Origin of the sequence: Faecalibaculum rodentium (assembly GCF_001564455.1) — a bacterium.
Lineage (GTDB): Bacteria > Bacillota_I > Bacilli_A > Erysipelotrichales > Erysipelotrichaceae > Faecalibaculum > Faecalibaculum rodentium.
In genome coordinates, this window is the sequence record NZ_CP011391.1 from 2,510,845 (window position 1) to 2,530,207 (window position 19,363).

The following is a 19,363-nucleotide window of genomic DNA, read 5'->3' on the forward strand; positions in this document are numbered from 1 at the left end:
ATACGAGGGAGAGAAATTCGATGAAAAAGAAAAAATGGCTGCCAATTCTGGTGGTCTGGCTGCTCCTTGGGGGTGTGGCGGTCTGGGGGCTGTCCCAGTTTGTCACAGAGCAGATCTGGAAATCACACAACTACATCGTGGAAAATCCTGTAGCCACGGTCATGATCGACCCCGGCCACGGCGGATATGATTCGGGAGCCGTGGCCGCAGACGGAACCATGGAAAAAGACGTGGCACTGGCCCTGGCACTCCAGACCGGCGAAAAACTGCACAACATGGATCCGTCCATTCAGGTCATCTTCACGCGCTATGATGACAATGTGTCCTGGCCGGACAATGAAGCGGAAGACCTGCAGGCGCGGGTGGCCATGGCCATCAACTACGGTGCAACCCATTACCTGGCCATCCACTGCAATTCCGCAGAAGATCCCAGTGCCCTGGGACATTTCGGTATTGTGCGCCAGGATGATGTGACCAGCCAGCGGATCTGCCAGAACCTGGACAATTATCTGGCAGCCGCCAACTGGGGCCCGGCTCTGGGCTTCCGGAAGACCAGCGACATCGGCAGCATTTTTGTGGTCGATCAGCTGGGGATCCCCAGCATGCTGTTTGAAACCGGCTTCCTGTCCAATCCCACGGAAGCCATGCAGATGCGCGACCCGGGCAACCAGGATGCCATTTCCACAGCTCTGGCCCAGGCCTACTACGATTCCATACATGGTCTGGACGTGAATGTGGCGATGCCGCAGGCTGCTGTTCAGGAACCGGAAGCTGTTCAGGAGACACCGGAAGCCGAACCTGTCTGGGTGCCGGAAGACTATACCGGAGACTACATCCCGCAGTAAGCAATGAACAAAAACAGGATGATACCGCATCTTTGCCGGTCTTTGTGATACGGCAGACAGGGCATCATCCTGTTTTTCATTTCTTCGTCAGTTCCTGCTGTTCCGCCTGTACTGTGTATCAGGATCGGGAGTCAAACAGACCGGAGTCTGCGATCCGCCTGGCAGCTTCGCGGATCTTTTCGGCATCCTGCACCATGGCTATGCGGACAAACCCTTCTCCTTCCGGCCCGAAGCGGGATCCGGGAGTGACAAGCACCCCTGCGGTTTCCGCCAGCCTGAGGGCAAAGGCCTCGGAGGTCATTCCCGCAGGAATCGGGGCCCAGAGAAACATCGTGGCTTCACAGGACGGAATGTGCCATCCCGCTTTCCCGAATTCCGCCACCATCAGATTTCTCCGCTGTTCATACTCCTGGCGCGTCTCCGGAATGGATCCGCCTCCATGTTCCAGGGCTTCGATCCCGCCATACTGGACCGGCAGGAAAATGCCGTAGTCCAGACTCCTTTTGAGCTCCCTGTAGGCGCTGACTGCTTCGCGGTTGCCGGCCAGCACACCCAGCCGGGCGCCGGCCATGCCGTAGGTCTTGGAAAAGGAATTCAGTTCCACGCCCGTTTCAAGGGCACCGGGAAATGACAGAAAACTCTTCCCTGGCTGGCCGTCATACACCAGCTCAGAATAGGCATTGTCATGAATAATCAGGATGTCATTCTCTTTCGCAAACCGGATCAGTTCCTCGTAAAAGCTGTCCGGGGCAATGGCGCCAGTGGGGTTGTTGGGATAGCTCACCAGGATCAGCTTTGCCTTCTGTCGGTCCTCCTGGCTGATGGCCTCCAGATCCGGCAGATAGTGGTTTTCCGGTTTCAGCGGCATATACAGCACATCGGCTCCTGCCAGTCTGGGCGCCTGTTCGTAGACCGGATAATAAGGATCGGGAATCAGGATCCCGTCATGCGGGTTGCAGAACACCAGCGGCAGATTGATCAGGGCTTCCTGGCTTCCCTGCAGGAGGCAGATTTCCTCCGGATCCAGGTCTGTGCTGTATCTGTCGTGATACCAGTCCTGTACAGCCTGTATCAGCTGGGGCAGGGCAGTGACGGCGTATTTGTAGTTCTGGGACTCGCCGGCTGCCTTCTGAATGGCCTCCATGATGGAGGGCTCCGGTGCAATGTCCGGGGACCCCAGCGTAAAGTCGATCGGATCCGGCCCCGTGCAGGCCTTCAGGTCTGCAAAGGCCGGTTTCCTGAAATACTTCATTCTTCTTGCGGTTTCCATGACCATACCTCTTCTTTCCGGTTTTCTCGCATGACCGGCAGTTCCTGCATGACAGGAGCCGGTTCCATTTCATGATATAGAAAAAAACGGCTGATCAGCCGTTTCTTACTTGTTTTCGTTCTTGAGTCCGTATTTGCGGTTAAACTTCTCGATACGTCCCTGCGCAGCGGCAAACCTCTGACGTCCAGTGAAGAACGGGTGGCAGTTGCTGCAGGTATCCACACGCAGTTCATCGCCCTTTACCGTACTACCGGATTCAAATTCTGCCCCGCAGGACGTGCATACGACTTTAACCTTGTGGTAATCGGGGTGAATTCCCTTTTTCATACGCTTGTCCTCCTTCCGCCTTGAGCCTCATGCGTGCTCAAAGTAAGTGCCTTGACATGGTATCAGAAAATTGCAGCCTTCACAATCCCCATGAAACAAAAACCGTCCTGTGTCTGCAAACCGGGTGTGGGTCTGCCGACGGCACTTCGCATCGGACATCGGCAGGCCATAGGGGAAGTACCTCAGACAGCCCACGCCGGCTGTGAATCAGAAACAGGCCGGGGGAACCGGACACAGTCAGGATGTGCAGGCATGATACGATACAGAGGAGGTGATTGTCGTGACACTGCATATCGACTGGCAGAAACTGGGCACCAGTCTCTGGCTTCCGGTTCTGGAGATCGCAGCCGGGCTGTTCCTTGGGCCGCTGGTCAAGCGCATGATTCTCCGTATGGCCCGTACCGTTCCCAACAAAGGGGTGCTGACATTTCTTGCCTCTCTGGTGAATGTTCTCATCATCGGCCTGACGTTTCTTCTGGCCATGGAACAGCTGGGATTCAAAATGTCCGGCACCCTCAGCCTTCTCTCGGCCGTGGGACTGGGCATGACCCTGGCCCTCAAGGACAACATGGCAAATGTGGCAGGCGGACTGCAGATCCTTCTGACGAAGCCCTTTGCGGTAGGTGACTATATTTCCGTGGGGAAACATCAGGGGAAGGTGTCGTCCATAGAACTGATGTACACCACCATCCGCACGAATGGAAGCAAGGAAGTCATCATTCCCAATTCGGTTCTGGTGAACGACCTGATTGTCAACTGGAGCAAGGATCCTCTCATGCACCTGACGGTCCATCTTCACTTTCCGCTGCCGGGGAATGTCCAGGCAGGGCTGGAGCAGGCACGGGTGATTGCCGGGCGCTGCCCGCAGATGATACCCGGGGAAGAGGTTCAGGTCTGGTGTTCCTCACTTCACAAAAACCAGGCAAAGCTCGCCGTGTCTGTCCCGATCCGGGGACAGGATGTAAAACCCGCCAGGCGCTGGCTCATGACACAGCTGTCCGTGCTCACCGACCGTCACGATCAGGGTGAAGGCAGTGCGGCCTCCGGTCTTCCGCCGGCACCGGCTGAACCTGACAGAGTTTCCGCACCGGCAGCCGGCACAACACCGCAGGAGGAAACACAGAATGAAAAAGCTGGATAAAATCAGAGGGCATCTGCATACCATCAATGCCCACAAGCTGCTCGTGACAAAACTCTGCTTTGCGTGCGGGCTGTACCGGCAGGGACTCCTGCACGATCTCTCGAAATACAGTCCCCTGGAGCTCCGGACCGGGTTCCGGTACTTCCAGGGATACCGTTCACCGATCGAGGCACAGAAGGAACACGAAGGCTATTCCTTTTCCTGGCTCCATCACAAAGGGCGCAACCCGCACCACTGGGAGTACTGGATCGACAACGGTTCTCAGGGTGTGCATCCGGTGAAAATGGAACGGCGGTATGTGGCGGAAATGTTCTGCGACCGCGTGGCCGCCAGCATGATTTACCAGAAAGAGAAATATACCGACCGGTCAGCCCTCAACTACTATCTGGCGGCAAAAGACCACATGATGATGCATCCGGAGACGGCCAGGGACCTGGAGTATCTGCTGGACTACCTTGCCCGGCATGGACTGGCCAATGCGCTGAATTTCATCCGCCGGGTCTATCTCCCATCCGGACTGGATGCCCGGGATGGCAAAACGGTCTGAGTCATTCTGTGAAAGTCTGCCCGTTCATATGAACCGCGATGGGTATTTTGGACAGAGACTTTCGCCCGGCGCCTCCCGGTTTCTGCCTGTCTTCACAGTGATTCTGGAGACAAGATACAGCCGGAGCTGTACAGGATGGTCTGTGCAGCTCCGGCTGTTCCGTTTCCCGCGGCAGACTGACAGCCAGGGACAGGTCCTTCTGTCAGCCAGTGCCGGAATCATTCTGTGAATCTATTCCACCGTCACGCTCTTGGCCAGATTGCGCGGTTTGTCCACATCGCATCCTTTGTTCACCGCAGCCTCGAAAGCGAGTTTCTGCAGCAGGATGGTGACGGGAATGACCGCCAGGTGAGGATGCACATCGGGAATCCGCAGAACCTGCGAAAAGCCGTCTGCAGTTTCGGATGGCCCGGTGATCAGGGTCACATCTGCGCCCCTGGCCATGGTCTCCTGAATGTTGGAAATCGTCTTCCCGGCAACCTCAGGCTGTGTGGCAAGTGCAATCACCACCGTTCCTTCTTCGATCAGGGCAATGGGACCATGCTTGAGTTCCCCGGCATAATAGGCATCCGCATGAATGTAGGAGATCTCCTTGAGCTTCAGAGCTCCTTCCAGCACACTCACATAATCCAGCTGGCGGCCAATGAAATAGGCATCCCGCAGATTCGTCAGGGAATCCGCTGCGTGACTGATTTCCGGTGTTTCCATATCCAGCATCTTCTGCGCCGCCTCCGGCATATGCGCCAGATCCTGCAGGAACCGGGTGCGGTCGGGTACATCAGCCCCATACAGATCCGCCAGCTTCAGGACCATGGCAGCAAGCAGGACCAGCTGTGTGGTATAGGCCTTGGTGCTTGCCACTGCGATTTCCGGTCCGGCACAAGTATAGAGTGCCGCATCGGACTGCCTGGCAAGACTGGATCCCAGGACATTGGTGATGGAGACACAGGGAGCGCCGGCTTTTTTTGCTTCCTTCAGCGCCGCAAGCGTATCTGCTGTTTCGCCGGACTGAGAGACGAAGATACACAGCGTGTCCGGGCCCAGAGGATAGTGTCCGTATCGGAATTCACTGGCGGGAATGCAGAAACAGGGAACGGGAATCCAGGTGCGGAACAGATACTGTGCATACAGACCGGCGTGCCAGGCTGTGCCGCAGGCAATAAAATACACTGCCTTCATGTCCTTCATATCCAGAAACCCGAGTTCCGGAAAAATCACATCTTCACCGGAGATCCTGCCCCGGAGCGTTTCAGACAGCACATAGGGCTGTTCATGCATTTCCTTCTCCATGAACGTATCATAGCCGCCTTTCTGCGCAGCCTGCACGTCGTACTCCACAGTCATCCATACAGGATTGGCCGGTCTTCCGTCGAAATCATACAGCTGGATCTCTCCCGGCTGCAGAACCGCGATCTGCCGGTCTTCCATGGCCACGATTTCACGGGTATATTCCAGCAGTGCCGGGATGTCACTCGCACAGAACGCCGCATCCGCGCTTTTTCCCAGAACCATCGGGGAGTCCTTTCTGGCGGTATAGACCGTGTCGGGAAAATCCGTGCAGACCACACACAGGGCAAAACTGCCTTCCAGATACCGCACCGTGTTCCGGATGGCTTCCAGCATATCCCCCTTGTAGTAGTAATCCAGCATGTGCACAATGACTTCGCTGTCTGTCTGGGAATGAAACCGGTAGCCTGTGTCCTCCAGAAAACTCCGGATGGCCTGATGGTTTTCAATGATGCCATTGTGGACAATGGCAATGGTCTCTGTCTCATTCGTATGGGGATGGGAATTCAGATTGCTGGGGATGCCGTGTGTCGCCCATCGCGTATGACCGATCCCGGCTGTCTGCGGCCAGCAGCCGCCTTCCATCGACGCCTTCAGCGTCGCCAGGCGTCCCCTGGCTTTTACTGTCGTCAGGCCCTGGGATCCGACAAGGGTCACACCCGCGGAATCATATCCGCGGTATTCGAGTTTTTCCAGCCCCTGCATCAGAAAGGGCAGAGCCGGAGTGGTGCCTGCAAATGCAGTGATTCCACACATAAAAAAACCTCCATTCATCATGGAGGGTACGGACAGCAGGTCTGTTCAGCTCTCGCGGGCTGGTTTTGTCTGCTGCCTCAGGCTGTACCTGGCCTCCAGGTCATCCGCCGAATCTTTCGATCAACCTGGTCCTCGTCAACTGCCGAAGCAGTCCTGGCGCTTGTTCACATCTGACTCCATGAATGGAATCACTATACAGAAAATTAATGGATTTCTCAATGACTCTGTCGGGAACTCAAGTCGATGTGGTACCGGTACCTGTCGCCTCTGAAATACGAAATGGTGTATTCCACCGGATCATTGTGCTGATCATATCCGCTCCGCTGGCGCACCAGCAGCGGTGCCCCTTCCGCGACCCCGAGCTGCCGGGCAATCTCCCCCGTGGCCAGATCAGAATACAGAATGTCATGGGACATCGCAGGCTGTGCCCCGGTCACGGTTTCATACAGCCTGTACAAAGACCCGCTGTAGGCCTCCCTTTTTTCCGGAAACCCGAGCGTTCCCGGAATCCAGGTGCGGAAAAACACGATGGGCTCTCCGTCCGCTGTCCGGATCCTGTCCACCCGCAGACACTCCTCCATGGACTCAAATGCCTTCTGGACCTGAGCCGGCGGAATTTCCCGCACCACTTCCACATAGGGTGTGTCGATGGCATGTCCCTGCTGCTCGAATTCATCTGTCAGACTGATCAGCTGATTCACGTCTTCCTCAATGCCCTTGCGCCAGATGACCTGCGTGCCGCGTCCACGGGAACGCTCCACATAGCCCTCCTGCTCCAGGCTGGATATGGCCTGCCGGACAGTGATCCGGGAGACACCGTATTCATTCTGAAACGCGATTTCCGCCGGGATGGTTTCATGCCGCGCATAGACTCCGGTTTCAATGTCTTTCCGGATGATTTCCTTCAGCTGCATATACAGCGGCTTGGCTCCCCGTCCGAAGTCAAGATTCTTCATAGTTTCCTCTCCTGCATTCCTGTACTGCCTTTCCGGTATGGCCGGAAGGCAGCCGGATTCATGCTTCTTTCTCTGTCAGCCCGAGCAGGTCCAGAATTCTTGTCAGGTCTTCATCGTTCTCGTAGTGAATGCTGACGGAGGACCCGCTGATCCGCACACCTGTCTGAAAGAATCCTTCCAGCTTCTTTGCGGCATCCTTCACGAACATATCATCCTCGGGACTGATTTTTTCCGGCTTCTTCATGTTTTCCTGCCGGACCAGCTGTTCCACTTTGCGGACAGACAGTCCCTGTGATACAGCCATTCTGGCGATCCGCCGCATCTGGTCCTCGTTTTTCAGAGAAAGCAGTGCGCGAATGTGTCCCATGGACAGTTCTTTGCGGACTGCGTATTCCTGCACATCTTCCGGCAGTCGCAGCAGACGCAGCGTGTTGGTGATGTGTTCCCGGGACTTTCCAATCCGGTGGGCCAGCTGATCCTGAGTATAGTTCAGGCTCCGGATCATCTGCTGATAGGCTTTTGCTTCCTCAATGACGTTCAGGTCTTCCCGCTGAATGTTTTCCAGCAGTGCCACTTCCATCATTTCCTGGTCGCTCATTTCCACGATGATGGCTGGGATTTCCTGCAGACCGGCCATTCTCGTGGCCCGCAGCCGGCGCTCTCCGGCAATCAGGTCATAGCCCTGCACACTCTTCTTCACCAGAACCGGTGTAAACACACCGTGCTGGCGGATGGACTGCGACAGTTCTTCCAGCGCGGGCTGATCAAACACCTTTCGGGGCTGATAGGGGTTCGGCCGGATTTCGCTGACAGGAATCCGGGTCTGTTCCTGTACCCGCTCGTCCTGCTGTCCATTCTGGATATCATCCAGAACACGCGTCACGTCACCGCTGAAGATGGCCCCCAGCCCTTTTCCAAGTCCTGTGTTCTTACTCATGGGATCCCTCCTGTCGTGCACGTTCCAGGATTTCCTCTGTCAGAGCCTGATATTTCTGGGCCCCGGTGCAGCGCGGGTCGTACTGGAAAATCGACAGCCCCCGGCTGGGCGCTTCCGAAAGACGCACATTTCTCGGGATGGAGGTCTGATAGACCAGCCGCCCGAATGTCTGCCTGACCTCCTGTGCCACTTCCACAGACAGCCTGGTCCGGATATCGTACATGGTCATGAGAATGCCCTCGATCCGGAGTCCTGGATTGGATGTGTGCTGCACAAGCCGGATCGTGATGAGCAGCTGGGTGATTCCTTCCAGCGCATAGTATTCACACTGAACCGGGATCAGGACTGTGTCGGCTGCCGTCAGCGCATTGGTATTCAGCAGCCCGAGGGACGGGGGACAGTCGATGAGTATGTAGTCATACTGATCCCGCAAAGGCTCCAGGGCCCTGGACAGCAGCTGTTCCTTCCCGGCTCCCTGTTTGTCCATCTCCAGGTCCGCACCGGCCAGAGCCAGATTGGCGGGGAGAATGTCAAACCCGTTTGCCTCGCTTCTTACAACCGCTTCCTGCACCGGCACGCCCTCCATGAGAACGGAGTAGACCGTGGGCTGGTCTTCGGTGAAGAACGCCGAGAGTCCCTGGGAGGCGTTGCCCTGGGAATCAAAGTCCACGAGCAGCACTGTCTTGCCGGCAGCAGAAAGGCCCGCCGCGAGGTTGATGGCTGTCGTGGTTTTTCCCACCCCGCCTTTCTGGTTGGATATTGCCATCACTTTTGCCATGTCGTATCCTCCAGCGGATGTTTCTTGATCTGACCGAAGTTCCGGGGATAGTCCGCCGGGGTCGGACCCTGCTTTTCAAAATACAGATTGACACGTTCCCCTGCAGACAGGGATGTATCGGTTTCCTTCAGCAGCTTCAGATGCAGAGCCTCCAGCGCCGGAGCCGCAGCCCTGAGTTCTGCCGCCGCTCCAGGACCCTTCAGGGCAATGACCAGCCCTCCCGGTTTTGCCAGCGGTGCAGTCAGTTCCAGAAGGATCGACAGTCTGGCCACAGCCCGGCTGCAAACCGCATCAAACGCATCGCGGTGTCCTGCCGCGAACTCTTCCGCGCGCTCCGGGCAGATTTCCAGGTCTTCCAGATGCAGGGCTTCCTTCACGGCTTCCAGAAACCGGCAGCGTTTTTTCAGCGGTTCCACCAGCGTGACACGGATCTGCGGCCATGTGATTTTCACAGGAATGCCCGGAAACCCTGCTCCGGTGCCCACATCCGCCAGCGTATGGATATCCAGCCCGGAAAACGGCAGGATGGAATCCAGATAGTGCTTTTCCCAGATCTGTTCCGGGTCGGTGATCGCGGTCAGGTTCATTTTCCTGTTCCACTCGATCAAAAGGTCTGTATATGTACGAAACTGCTGCATCTGGGCATCATCCAGGAGGATGCCGTTTTCGGCGCAGGCAGTCCGGAATTCGTGTTCGGTCATTGACGAAATCTCCCTCTTCTGTACCCGCCATTATAGCACATTGATATGATACAATTACGCCATGAAAAAAATGACAAGTCTGCTGGCAGCGCTGCTCATCGGCGTGATTGCCGGCGCATTTCTGTTCTTTGGAGCCGTCAATCTCAACATTGTGCAGTCCGAGCCGGAGGTCACAGGGAAAGTGGTCCTGCGGGAACTGGAATCTGCCAGCAGTCTGATCTCGACCAGGTACAATTACAGCAAAGTGGGAAAATACGAAAACTCCCTGGAAATCAACGGCTGGAACATTCCCCTGACAGACAAGTTCTTCATCCTGACCTACGATGGAGAGGCTCTGCTGGGATGCGATCTGGAGACCGCTGAAGTGGATGTGAACAAAGGCGCCCAGGTGATCACCGTGACGCTGGACCCTGTGAAAATCCTGTCGAACACCATCGACGAGAAGAGCATCGAAGTCTATGATGAATCGAAAAACATTTTCAATCCCATCAGCGTGAATGATTACAAGGTATTCGCACAGAAACAGAAAGAAGCGGTGGAGGATGAAATCCGAAGCAAGCCTGTGTTCGAGGAAGCCTCTGCAAATACCGTGGAAGCCGTGACCAAAATTCTCGGTCTGACGGACGGGATCCGGGATACCTACACAGTGAAAGTTGAATTCAGGGAAGGCGCCGGAGGGGACTCGTGAAGCGCCTTCTTGCGTTTCTGACCGTGGCACTTCTCACACTCAACAGCATTCCCTATCCACAGCTGATGATGAAGACCGCCATCCTGAAGGTTCCAGACCGCACAGGCACAGAGGCAGTAAACTATGATACGGTAACCAGAATGGCAATGGAGCTGAAATCCTGGCCGGTCCTGACCCAGGCCGGGCTGGAAGCCCACGGCACTGAACGGAATTCCGGCACCTATGTCATTCCCGGCATGAAATCTTCTCTGTCGGTTGACAGGGAAGGACGCCCGGATACGTGTCTGGAGATGACTCCCCAGGGGCTTGCCGTCACGGAGGATTACCTCTTCATTTCGGCCTACTGCCATGAAAAGGAACACAATTCTGTCCTGTACATGATCGACCGGCGGACCCATGATTTCATCAAGACCATCGTGCTGGAGGGCCAGCCGCATGCGGGATCTGTCTGCTGGGACCCGATATGGAAACATCTCTGGGTCTCCACGGGATACACCAACAATGCCAGTGCCAGCTATCTGCGGATCCGGGACATCGAAAAATACAGTTTTACCGAAACCGGAAAGCCGCTGCCCTGGCAGAGGACGCAGAAAATGACGCAGCTGACCCGCAATTCTTTCATGACATGTTTTGACGGACAGCTCTTCGCGGGCACATTCACTCTGGATGAGCCGACGATGCGGCTGCAGACATTCGATCTCGTTCCTCCCGGGCGCATGGCTCACAGCGGGGTGATTGCGGACAGCGCGATCATTGGCCAGCAATGTCAGGGGATCGCCATGACAGATGACTACATCTTCCTGACGTTCTCCTATGGTCCCTACATTCCAAGCAAGCTGTGTGTCTATCCAAAGACGGCAACGCGGTTTCTCAAAAGCGATGCGATCCGGTCCTGGCAGCTGCCGCCCTGTCTGGAGCAGCCCTATGCGGTGGACAATACGCTGTATCTGATGTGGGAGAGTCCCGCCCGGTGTTTCCGGAACGAACTCATGACCCATGTCGACCGGGTGATTTCCGTGGACATCCCCCGGATGATGAACTGAGTTTTCTTCCTCGTTCTTCTCCCGGATTCTGTCTCTGTGCAGGAGCCGGGAGCTTTTTCTGTCCGTTCGTGCCCGACAGAAAAAGAAAAAGGCACAGGATGACAGCCGCCTGAATCAGGCAGCCGCATCCTGTGCCGGCTGTTCCATCATATCGTCGATCAGCTGCACCACCCGTCGGGTATTGTTCCTGTCGATATGTGTAAAATACTTGTCACGAAACTTCCTGCGTCTGGTGATGTCTTCCGGTGATGTAACCTGAACCGCTTCTGCAATTTCCTCTTCCGTGACTGTGACAGGACCCGGAAAATCCTTGAGATACGGTATGTTCAGGCCAATGGTCTGTGCATACTCCTCCAGATCCGGAACATAGGCGATCATGGGTTTCATCAGGAGGGAGTAATCAAAAATCACAGAGGAGAAATCCGAAACCATGGCCGAACTCATCCACATCAGTGTATAGAGATCCTCGCCGGAGAGATCCAGACTCCGGTCGTCGATTTCGATCGAGTGCCGCAGAAGGGGATGGTACTTGGAGACCAGGATCCAGTCTTCCGGCAGGCAGTCGGTCAGCTTCTGGGCTGAAAACGGTGCAGAGTACATGCCATCCATGATGTTTCCACGAAACGTCGGGGCATACAGAAGGATTTTTCTGTCCCGGAGCTGCGGATATTTCTTCAGGAGCCGTGCCGACCGTTTCTTCATGGCAGATTCGTCCAGCAGTGTATCCAGTCTTGGACAGCCTGTGATTTTCACCTGATTTTCCGACATGGCAAATGCCTCGCTGTAGGGCTTTTTCCATACCGGTGAACAGGCCAGCACTGCGTCGTAGTTGCCGACGGAATACTGTCGGCGGATCTGGTTGCCAAACTGCTTTACAGCGCCGCAGGCATGCCACACCTGCAGGACTTTGGTATGGCGTGGCTTCATGTGGGAAATGACATAATTGTTGTCATTGAGAATCACGAGCTGGCTTCGCTTGATTTCCGGCAGCTGACGAAGGCAGTTGAGAAAATACAGAAAGTCACCCCAGAGATTCTTGCGGAACACCATGAGATCATAATTGATTTTCCATCGACCATCTTTCTTCAGCTGTTCGTCGATCAGGGCGAAATCACTGCTCAGCCGATTGTGTGTCAGAGAAATAAAGGTAATGGTGCCTGGCTCTGGCTGAATCCAGAACGTCAGAAGGTCCACGATGCGCAGGCAGAAATTCAATATCAGTTTTTTCAGTCCCATCGCGCGTGCCTCCTTTCTTTCAGCCTCGCTGTTCAGTTTCCGGCCTGTTCTGATGCCGTATGCCGGCCAAGCCGGACCGCCAGCCAGTCAAGCACACGCCGGCTGGCCTGGCCGTCTTCCCGGTTATTATACCGTTTTGTGAACGCCGGATAGCGGGAATCATCAAATTCTCCCGCCGCCAGATCCTGCAGAAGCGACTCTTCCGTCCGATAGATTTTTCCTGGAAGCTCTTGTTCTATGTCCATATAAAACCCCCGCAGATCCCCTGCGTAGGCTTCCAGGTCATACATATAAAAATATACAGGCCGCTTCAGAATTCCGTAATCAAAGAAAACCGAGGAGTAATCCGTCACCAGAGCATCAGAGACCACATACAGGTCACGGATGTCTGTATCTGCCGGAACGGAAATCAGAAAGTCCTGCAGTTCCGGATCATCCTGCTGCTGATTCACAATCAGATAATGCGGCTTGAAGAGCACCACTGTATCCTCCGGAAGCCTCTCTTTCCACTTCCTGAAATCCGCCTGAAGCCTGAAGGTGTACCCGGAGGTCTGGAAGGAGTCATCCCTCCAGGTGGGTGCATACAGTATGACTTTTTTTCCTTCCGGTATCTTCAGGTCTGCCCGGATCCGCTGGACATCCTCCTGTGTATAGGTGGACAGGAAGTCATTGCGTGGATATCCAGTCTCGATCAGTTTCTCTTTCTTTATCCCAAAGGCATGCGGGAACACCCCGGTACAGAATGCATTGGGACTGATCATGGCATCATATCTTTCAGAGTCCACATCATAGGTCCGGCACATCTGTTCGTAAGTCAGACCCGAGCGGTAAAACCGCTGCCCCGGAACCGGTTCAATGTCATGTCCCAGCCTTTTCAGCGGTGTGCCATGCCAGGTCTGGAGATAGATCTGGCTTTTCTTCTTGTACAGGTACATCGGCATCTTGCAGTTGAAAATCCAGACTTTCGCCCGAGCCACAGCGACAAAATATCCCAGGGAAAGGTAGCGGACAGTTTCAGCACCGGGAATCGTTTCCTGGCCCGGATTCCTAAGAACCCAGACAAACCGGTATCCGGAATACCGGGGATCCTGTCGCATGGCTTCATACAGCGCACGGGGATTGTCGTTGTAGCTCCGGCCATGAAAGGCGAGAAACAGAATCATTCTGTTGTCCACCGGGATCAGACGACAGAATATCCGGTACAGCCAGCCGAAGACCGGCACCAGGGCTTTCTTGATGCGCCCAAGCACTTTCATGAATTTGCCTTCTTTCTTTGAAAGGGGTACTGCACCAGCATGCGCAGGGGTCCCTGCAGCAGTCTGACGGTTGGGATCTCCGCCAGCATGACCAGGATCACGGCACCGGCTGTGATGACCCAGGATTGTGTGGTCCACATCTCCATGATCGACCGGGCAATTCCCGTGTAGTGAAATGTCGTATGGGTGAGGTAGATCAGAAGCGAATTCCTTCCCAGCCAGCAGAGCCACTTCATTTTCAGATTCAGCGTTTTGAGAACCATCAGGATGCCTGTGCATGTGGCTGTGGCCGATCCGTAGAACAGAATGGGATTTCCCAGTCTGGAGTAGTGGATGTCCGGCTGACTGTTCATCATCCCCAGAACCAGACCCGCTGCAATCAGCAGCCACCCGGTCCTGGCAAGCGGGGAAGACAGGATCTTCCTCTGTTCCAGCCACCAGCCGATTCCCGTAAAGACACACAGAACGAGCGTCCGGTTGATGAGATTGACGTAGAACATCAGACTGTCCGGCTGATATGGATCATTTGTGGCAATCACGCCGGAGCACAGGAGGGTTGTCAGACACAGCAGTCCTTCCAGTTTCAGAAGCCCGGACCGGTGCAGAACGAAAAACAGGAGAGCCGAAAGAAAGAATGCGGGCAGATACCACAGCGCACCGTCTCCGGAAAACAGAAACAAACGGCTGATGGGATCGATGAATTCTTCCGGGTCGCTCTCCACGAAAAAATTGATGACAGACTTGAGGAGGGAAAACACCACAAAGGGATAGAGCAGCACTTTCGTTTCTTTCCAGGCATATTGTCCCACTGTCTGACGGGAAGGACGCAGGAACTGAAGACAGCCGTTGACCACCAGGAACAGGGGAAGGTGAAAGGAATAAATCCATTTCTCCAGACCCGTTTCTCCGGACATCAGATGACCTGTCACGACCAGGATGATTGCGATTCCCTTGGCCTGATCAAGGACCGGATTGCGCTGTGCAGAGGCTGTCATTTCAGTATCTGATAGAATTCCTGCAGCGCCTGTTCATTGAAGGCCCTGGCCTCGAACGGCTTCAGATCCAGCTCATGATCATACGCTTTGACCATACCGTCATAGAGTCCCTGCTGACTGTCTTCCACCAGTTCACCATATCCCTGTTCCAGGAATTCCCGCGGTCCGGTGATGTTGGTGGAAACGACCGGTTTGTCCAGAATCAGGGCTTCCATGATGGACATGGGCAGACCTTCGTAGAACGAGGACAGGATGAAGCAGTCACATTTTGCCAGAATCGGGAAGGGATTGGAGAGGGACTGAATCAGGACCACGTTCTTCAGTGCATGTTCCTGACAGTACTCGCACAGTTCCCTGTGTTCACCCCCATGACCCCCTATGACAAACAGCGCAGAATCCGGGTGATTTCGGCTGAAGTCCTCGAATGCCAGAATCAGCCGTTTCAGGCCTTTTTCCGGTGAATACCGGGCGACGTCAATGAACTTGAATACAGACGCATCATCCAGGATTTCCCTGATTTCCTCCACTGTATGGGTGGATTCCGTGTTTTCGTCAAAGGCAAGGGGCAGCGCGGCATTTTCCAGGATGCGTTCTATGTTGTTTACATTGTGCACCACTTTAATTTTGTCCTGCGGAATACCCGGAACCAGGTCCATGATTTCCGGCACCATGCTCTCCCGGATGGCCACAATGTTGTCAAAGTCCCGGTAGGCACGGAGAATGGACGGAATGTGATAATTGGATCTCGTGTCCTTTTCCTTACGCATGTCATTATGAACATAGATGACACTGTGGGTATCTTTCATCTGCCCGAACAGGGCGGCAATGTTTCTCTCATATCCCGTGAAGTGAATGACATCCGAGAACTGGTTCCCGGCAAAAATTCTCTTTGCTTCTCTCTGGAACATTCTGTCTATGTGGTCCATCACAAATCCGGATGTGATGTTGAACCGGTAGTACAGAAGCTGGCAGAAGGCATCCATGATGGTGATGTCCTTCCATCCCTGGATGGAAATATAGGATATGCCTTTGGGAAAATCAGAAATGACATAGTTGTACTTCTGCACCCGCTGCTTGAAGAACATGACGAAGAAATTGTACTTCTCTGTGTCCAGGTGATTCAGGAGCCCCCGCAAAGAAGTCGTCAATCCGTTCTGGGCCAGGGAACCGCCGAAAATCAGCACATTGCGTTTTCCGTTGCGATAGCTTGTTCCATCAATCAGATGCAGTTCATTGCTTCCAAAGAAAATCTGGTCCCGGATCATGGCAGCTGTATCCTGATCGTCCCAGGGATCGAAGCGTTTCACGAACTCCGGATAGGGTCTCGTGACAGGATCATTGATTTCCCGGATCAGTTTCTGTACCGTATCCGCCCTCGGGAAGGGAAGCTCCTCATAGGGAATGTATACACCGCGCGTGGCAAAGTACTCGTCTTCGTCATAGGCGAAGAGAACGATTTTCCGTCCTGTATTGGCAAAGTCGAAGAAGACACTGGAATAATCCGTCACAAGACAATCTGCAATGGACAGAAATTCATAGGTTTCGTATTCTTTCGGGAACGGAAGGATGTGCTTGTAGCCGTCAAATTCGAGTTCGGCATTGAGGAAATTGTGGAGGTTTACGTAAAATACCTGATCATCCCGCAGGCGTTTGTCGATTTCCATCAGAAAATACCTGACTGCCAGCAGCTGTTCCTGCACAGATCTTCTGGCGACGGTTCCTCGCCACGTGGGCATATAGGCAATGACCTGTTTGTCGGTCAGCTCCAGTTTCCTGCGAAGTGCTTCCTGCTGTGACGTCTGATAAAACACATAGTTTCTCGGGTAGCCGTTCAGTGCGTATTTCCCCGGAAACAGCTCATTGAGCATATAGTCTTCCCGCATGTGTTCAAACGTGAATTCATTGGGATACAGCAGGTAATCCGCCATGAAGAAGTTTCTCTGTGTGTTTCCGATTTCATTGGGAGCAGAGATGATGGATCGACCCAGCGTTTTCAGCGGCGTGCCGTGCCAGGTGTTGAAAAACACCTGCTCCGGACGCTTGATGAAATACACCGGGAGGGTGGAATTGTTGAACAGATATTTTGCCGTGGCAATGGCCCGGCAGTATTCATGGGAATGCACTTCCACCAGTTCAAAATCGGTAAACCCGTGGAATTCCAGAAAAGACTGCACCTCCGCATGGTTTTTTCTGTTGCAGGCAATGACCTTCCGGTATTCCTTCAGACGCGGATCATCCGCAATGGCTTTATAGATATAGAACACATTTCCTGAAAAGTTGTTGGCGCTGTAGGATTCAAAAAAAATCGTCTTTTCGTCAATGGGTTCCTTTTCATAGTATCGGGTGAAGTGAAATCTGGCCCGGTAGGCTCTGTTTTTCCGGAAACTCCGGAAATTCCTGCGGATGGCTTTCCAGGTCTTTTTTATTGAACTCATTCTGCCCACATCTCCTGCGGACCGGACACCTGTCCACCTTGATCAGCATCGCCAGCAGTCCCCTGACCGGCGTTTTCCTGCCTGCTTCCCAGCTCATCCTTCAACTGCGTCGTGCTGATGCCTTCTGTGCGCGGCAGATATACCACGTCACAGTACTCCTTCAGGTCATCGAACCTGCCCTTCCAGTCGTCTCCCATGACAAATACATCCACATCATGGTCCTGGATATCCCTGACCTTCTGGTCCCAGCTGGTTTCGGGAATCACTTCATCCACATAGCGGATGGCTTTTACGATTTCCATCCGGTCCCGATCGCTGATCTGGCATTTCTTGCCTTTGATGGCATTGAAGGCGTCACTGGAAACACCCACAATCAGGTAATCCCCCAGTTCTCTTGCCCGCCTCAGCAGATTCAGATGTCCGATATGGAACAGATCGAAGGTTCCGTATGTGATCACTTTTTTCATGGTGTGTCTCTCCTTGTCATTCTTTGTGCGAGGGCTGTGTCATCGCTGAAAAATATATCCACGCCCGCTGCCTGCGCCCGGCGTATCTCTTCTTCCGTGTCCAGTGTCCAGACTGAATACAGTTTTCTGTATGAATGGATCCATTCTCCCATCTCCGAGCTGATCCATTTCCGGTTCACGGACACGATATCGATATCGGGATCAGTGAGTCCCAGCTGCACATCATTCAGATCCATGGCCAGATACAGCACCGGCATTCGGGGAAATGCGTTCCGCAGTTCGCGGATCAGGGCAGCATCTTTGCATTGTACAGTTATATTTTCCTCCATCCCGCAGGTTTTAACAATTTCAATGAATTTTACGACTTCTTCCTGGACAGGACGGACTTCCACGATATAGTGGACGGTCTTTCCATATCTTCCAAACACATCCTCCAGGGAGTGAATCTGCTCCCCATTGGCTGTGCGCAGGGTCTGTATCTGCCGGTCGGTCATGTTTCGGTATTCCTGATTCACACCTGTGATCCGGAGGGCGTTTTCGTCATGACTCACATACAGCGTCCCGTCTTTCGACAGCACCAGATCCTGCTCAATATTTCCCGATCCCTTCCGGATCGCTGCATCGTAAGATGACCAGGTATGCTCCACATGATCGATGGAGTCCCCGCGATGAGAATAATACACCGGAATGCGCCCCTCTTTCTGTTTTTGTCTTGCCTCGGCCTCAAATGCTGCAGCCTGCTGCGGACGCAGGGGTGTTTGCTCCAGGTATCGCGGGGATATGACTGACAGTCGAGGAATCTGGAAGAGTATGGCTGAAAGATAACCGAAAAACAGGGCAGCAGCCAGTGCCGCTGTCCCTCTTTTTTTCAGCCGGTTCATGAAACCAGGCGTTTCCACCAGCTTTTTTTCTCTTCCTTCGGCAGGAGTCTCTTCCTGAATTTCTCATCCAGAAACTTCCGCTTTTCCGGACCCTTCATGGCATTCATCTTTTCCACATACTCCGAATAGTGTCCCGCCACTTCATTCACGGGACCCATCTCCACCAGAGAGCCTCCTTCGATCCACATCCCTGTGGTGCAGAAGTTTTTGACCTGGTCAAGGGAATGGGAAATGAAGAATATGGTTTTTCCCTCATCATCGCGCAGCTGCATCATCCGGTCCATGCATTTTTTTGCAAATCCCCGGTCCCCGACAGACAGGGCTTCATCCACAATGAAAATATCGGGGTTGAGCGCCAGGGAAATCGCAAACCCCAGACGGGATTTCATGCCGGAAGAATATTTCTTGACGGGCTGATACAGAAAATCCCCGATTTCCGCGAAATTGATCACATCCTGCGTGATTTCCTCGATTCGCTTCTTTTTGAGTCCGAGAAGGGCACCCTTCACTTTTATGTTCTCCAGCCCCGTCAGCTGGTTGTTCAGACCTGTATTGATTGCAACCAGGCTCTGCTCACCATTGATTTCAATGGTTCCGGAATCGATATCCGAAATGCCGGACAGAAGCAGGGACAGGGTGGATTTCCCGGAGCCGTTGGTTCCCAGGATCCCCACGACATCTCCTTTCTTCACTTCGAAGGAGACGTCCTTCAGTGCATAGAAGCGGGAAGAATCCGTGCGGTGCTGATTGTCCTTGTTTCTCAGATCATAGATTTTCGACACGTTTGTGGCGCGTACTGCAATATCTGCATCCATGG

The 19,363-nt window shown here is 54.0% G+C and carries 18 protein-coding genes and 1 pseudogene; 5 read left to right on the plus strand and 14 right to left on the minus strand.

All coding sequences use genetic code 11. From position 1 onward, the window contains the following. Positions 1-20: 20 nt before the first annotated feature. Positions 21-845, plus strand: coding sequence for an N-acetylmuramoyl-L-alanine amidase family protein (locus tag aalo17_RS12205; protein ID WP_067559943.1), 825 nt, complete (start codon positions 21-23; stop codon positions 843-845). Between the two features lie 118 nt (positions 846-963). Here aalo17_RS12205 and aalo17_RS12210 read toward each other — a convergent pair whose 3' ends face one another. After that, positions 964-2,115 (minus strand): aminotransferase class I/II-fold pyridoxal phosphate-dependent enzyme, encoded by a 1,152-nt coding sequence (locus tag aalo17_RS12210; RefSeq protein ID WP_067560305.1) that lies wholly within the window; start codon positions 2,113-2,115, stop codon positions 964-966. 105 nt (positions 2,116-2,220) lie between these two features. After that, positions 2,221-2,442: a 50S ribosomal protein L31 gene (rpmE, locus tag aalo17_RS12215; protein WP_067559945.1), complete on the minus strand. Its 222-nt coding sequence runs from the start codon at positions 2,440-2,442 to the stop codon at positions 2,221-2,223. Between the two features lie 280 nt (positions 2,443-2,722). Between rpmE and aalo17_RS12220 the strand changes: the two genes are divergently transcribed. Continuing rightward, positions 2,723-3,583, plus strand: coding sequence for a mechanosensitive ion channel family protein (locus aalo17_RS12220; RefSeq protein ID WP_067559948.1), 861 nt, complete (start codon positions 2,723-2,725; stop codon positions 3,581-3,583). Further along, positions 3,567-4,130, plus strand: a complete 564-nt coding sequence (locus tag aalo17_RS12225) for a DUF5662 family protein (RefSeq protein WP_420806564.1) — start codon at positions 3,567-3,569, stop codon at positions 4,128-4,130. Before aalo17_RS12220 ends, aalo17_RS12225 begins: the two co-directional genes overlap by 17 nt. Positions 4,131-4,361: 231 nt before the next feature. Here the strand turns inward: aalo17_RS12225 and glmS are convergent, their stop codons facing one another. The 5 genes from glmS to rsmG all read right to left on the minus strand — a co-directional run bounded on the left by glmS (position 4,362) and on the right by rsmG (position 9,545). Next, positions 4,362-6,173 (minus strand): glutamine--fructose-6-phosphate transaminase (isomerizing), encoded by a 1,812-nt coding sequence (gene glmS, locus aalo17_RS12235; protein WP_067559952.1) that lies wholly within the window; start codon positions 6,171-6,173, stop codon positions 4,362-4,364. Between the two features lie 215 nt (positions 6,174-6,388). Beyond that, positions 6,389-7,129 (minus strand): GntR family transcriptional regulator, encoded by a 741-nt coding sequence (locus tag aalo17_RS12240; RefSeq protein ID WP_067559954.1) that lies wholly within the window; start codon positions 7,127-7,129, stop codon positions 6,389-6,391. 58 nt (positions 7,130-7,187) lie between these two features. After that, a complete protein-coding gene (locus aalo17_RS12245) occupies positions 7,188-8,066 on the minus strand; it encodes a ParB/RepB/Spo0J family partition protein (RefSeq protein WP_067559956.1) in 879 nt (292 codons plus the stop codon). Continuing rightward, positions 8,059-8,844 (minus strand): ParA family protein, encoded by a 786-nt coding sequence (locus aalo17_RS12250; protein WP_067559958.1) that lies wholly within the window; start codon positions 8,842-8,844, stop codon positions 8,059-8,061. Before aalo17_RS12250 ends, aalo17_RS12245 begins: the two co-directional genes overlap by 8 nt. Next, positions 8,832-9,545 (minus strand): 16S rRNA (guanine(527)-N(7))-methyltransferase RsmG, encoded by a 714-nt coding sequence (gene rsmG / locus aalo17_RS12255; RefSeq protein ID WP_067559960.1) that lies wholly within the window; start codon positions 9,543-9,545, stop codon positions 8,832-8,834. Before rsmG ends, aalo17_RS12250 begins: the two co-directional genes overlap by 13 nt. Before the next feature lie 61 nt (positions 9,546-9,606). Between rsmG and aalo17_RS12260 the strand changes: the two genes are divergently transcribed. Both aalo17_RS12260 and aalo17_RS12265 read left to right on the plus strand, forming a co-directional pair. After that, positions 9,607-10,233 (plus strand): DUF4230 domain-containing protein, encoded by a 627-nt coding sequence (locus aalo17_RS12260; protein ID WP_082743425.1) that lies wholly within the window; start codon positions 9,607-9,609, stop codon positions 10,231-10,233. Continuing rightward, positions 10,230-11,276, plus strand: a complete 1,047-nt coding sequence (locus aalo17_RS12265; RefSeq protein WP_067559963.1) for a YncE family protein — start codon at positions 10,230-10,232, stop codon at positions 11,274-11,276. Before aalo17_RS12260 ends, aalo17_RS12265 begins: the two co-directional genes overlap by 4 nt. A 114-nt stretch (positions 11,277-11,390) precedes the next feature. Here aalo17_RS12265 and aalo17_RS12270 read toward each other — a convergent pair whose 3' ends face one another. From aalo17_RS12270 to aalo17_RS12300, 7 genes and pseudogenes are all read right to left on the minus strand, one after another. Then, positions 11,391-12,512, minus strand: coding sequence for a CDP-glycerol glycerophosphotransferase family protein (locus aalo17_RS12270; protein WP_067559965.1), 1,122 nt, complete (start codon positions 12,510-12,512; stop codon positions 11,391-11,393). 32 nt (positions 12,513-12,544) lie between these two features. Then, positions 12,545-13,768, minus strand: coding sequence for a CDP-glycerol glycerophosphotransferase family protein (locus aalo17_RS12275; protein WP_067559967.1), 1,224 nt, complete (start codon positions 13,766-13,768; stop codon positions 12,545-12,547). Beyond that, positions 13,765-14,763, minus strand: a complete 999-nt coding sequence (locus aalo17_RS12280; RefSeq protein ID WP_067559969.1) for an acyltransferase family protein — start codon at positions 14,761-14,763, stop codon at positions 13,765-13,767. Before aalo17_RS12280 ends, aalo17_RS12275 begins: the two co-directional genes overlap by 4 nt. Next, positions 14,760-17,198 carry a glycosyltransferase gene (locus tag aalo17_RS12285; protein ID WP_067559971.1) on the minus strand — a complete coding sequence of 813 codons (2,439 nt, stop codon included), beginning with the start codon at positions 17,196-17,198 and terminating at the stop codon, positions 14,760-14,762. The genes aalo17_RS12280 and aalo17_RS12285 overlap by 4 nt, the downstream gene beginning before the upstream one ends. Positions 17,199-17,287: 89 nt before the next feature. Continuing rightward, positions 17,288-17,665, minus strand: a pseudogene (tagD, locus tag aalo17_RS12290) (glycerol-3-phosphate cytidylyltransferase); the annotation flags it as partial. Next, positions 17,662-18,546, minus strand: a complete 885-nt coding sequence (locus tag aalo17_RS12295; protein WP_067559973.1) for a glycerophosphodiester phosphodiesterase — start codon at positions 18,544-18,546, stop codon at positions 17,662-17,664. The gene aalo17_RS12295 and the pseudogene tagD, both read right to left, overlap by 4 nt. Next, complete coding sequence (locus aalo17_RS12300; protein WP_067559975.1) at positions 18,543-19,361, minus strand: ABC transporter ATP-binding protein; 819 nt, start codon at positions 19,359-19,361, stop codon at positions 18,543-18,545. The genes aalo17_RS12295 and aalo17_RS12300 overlap by 4 nt, the downstream gene beginning before the upstream one ends. Positions 19,362-19,363: the final 2 nt, after the last annotated feature.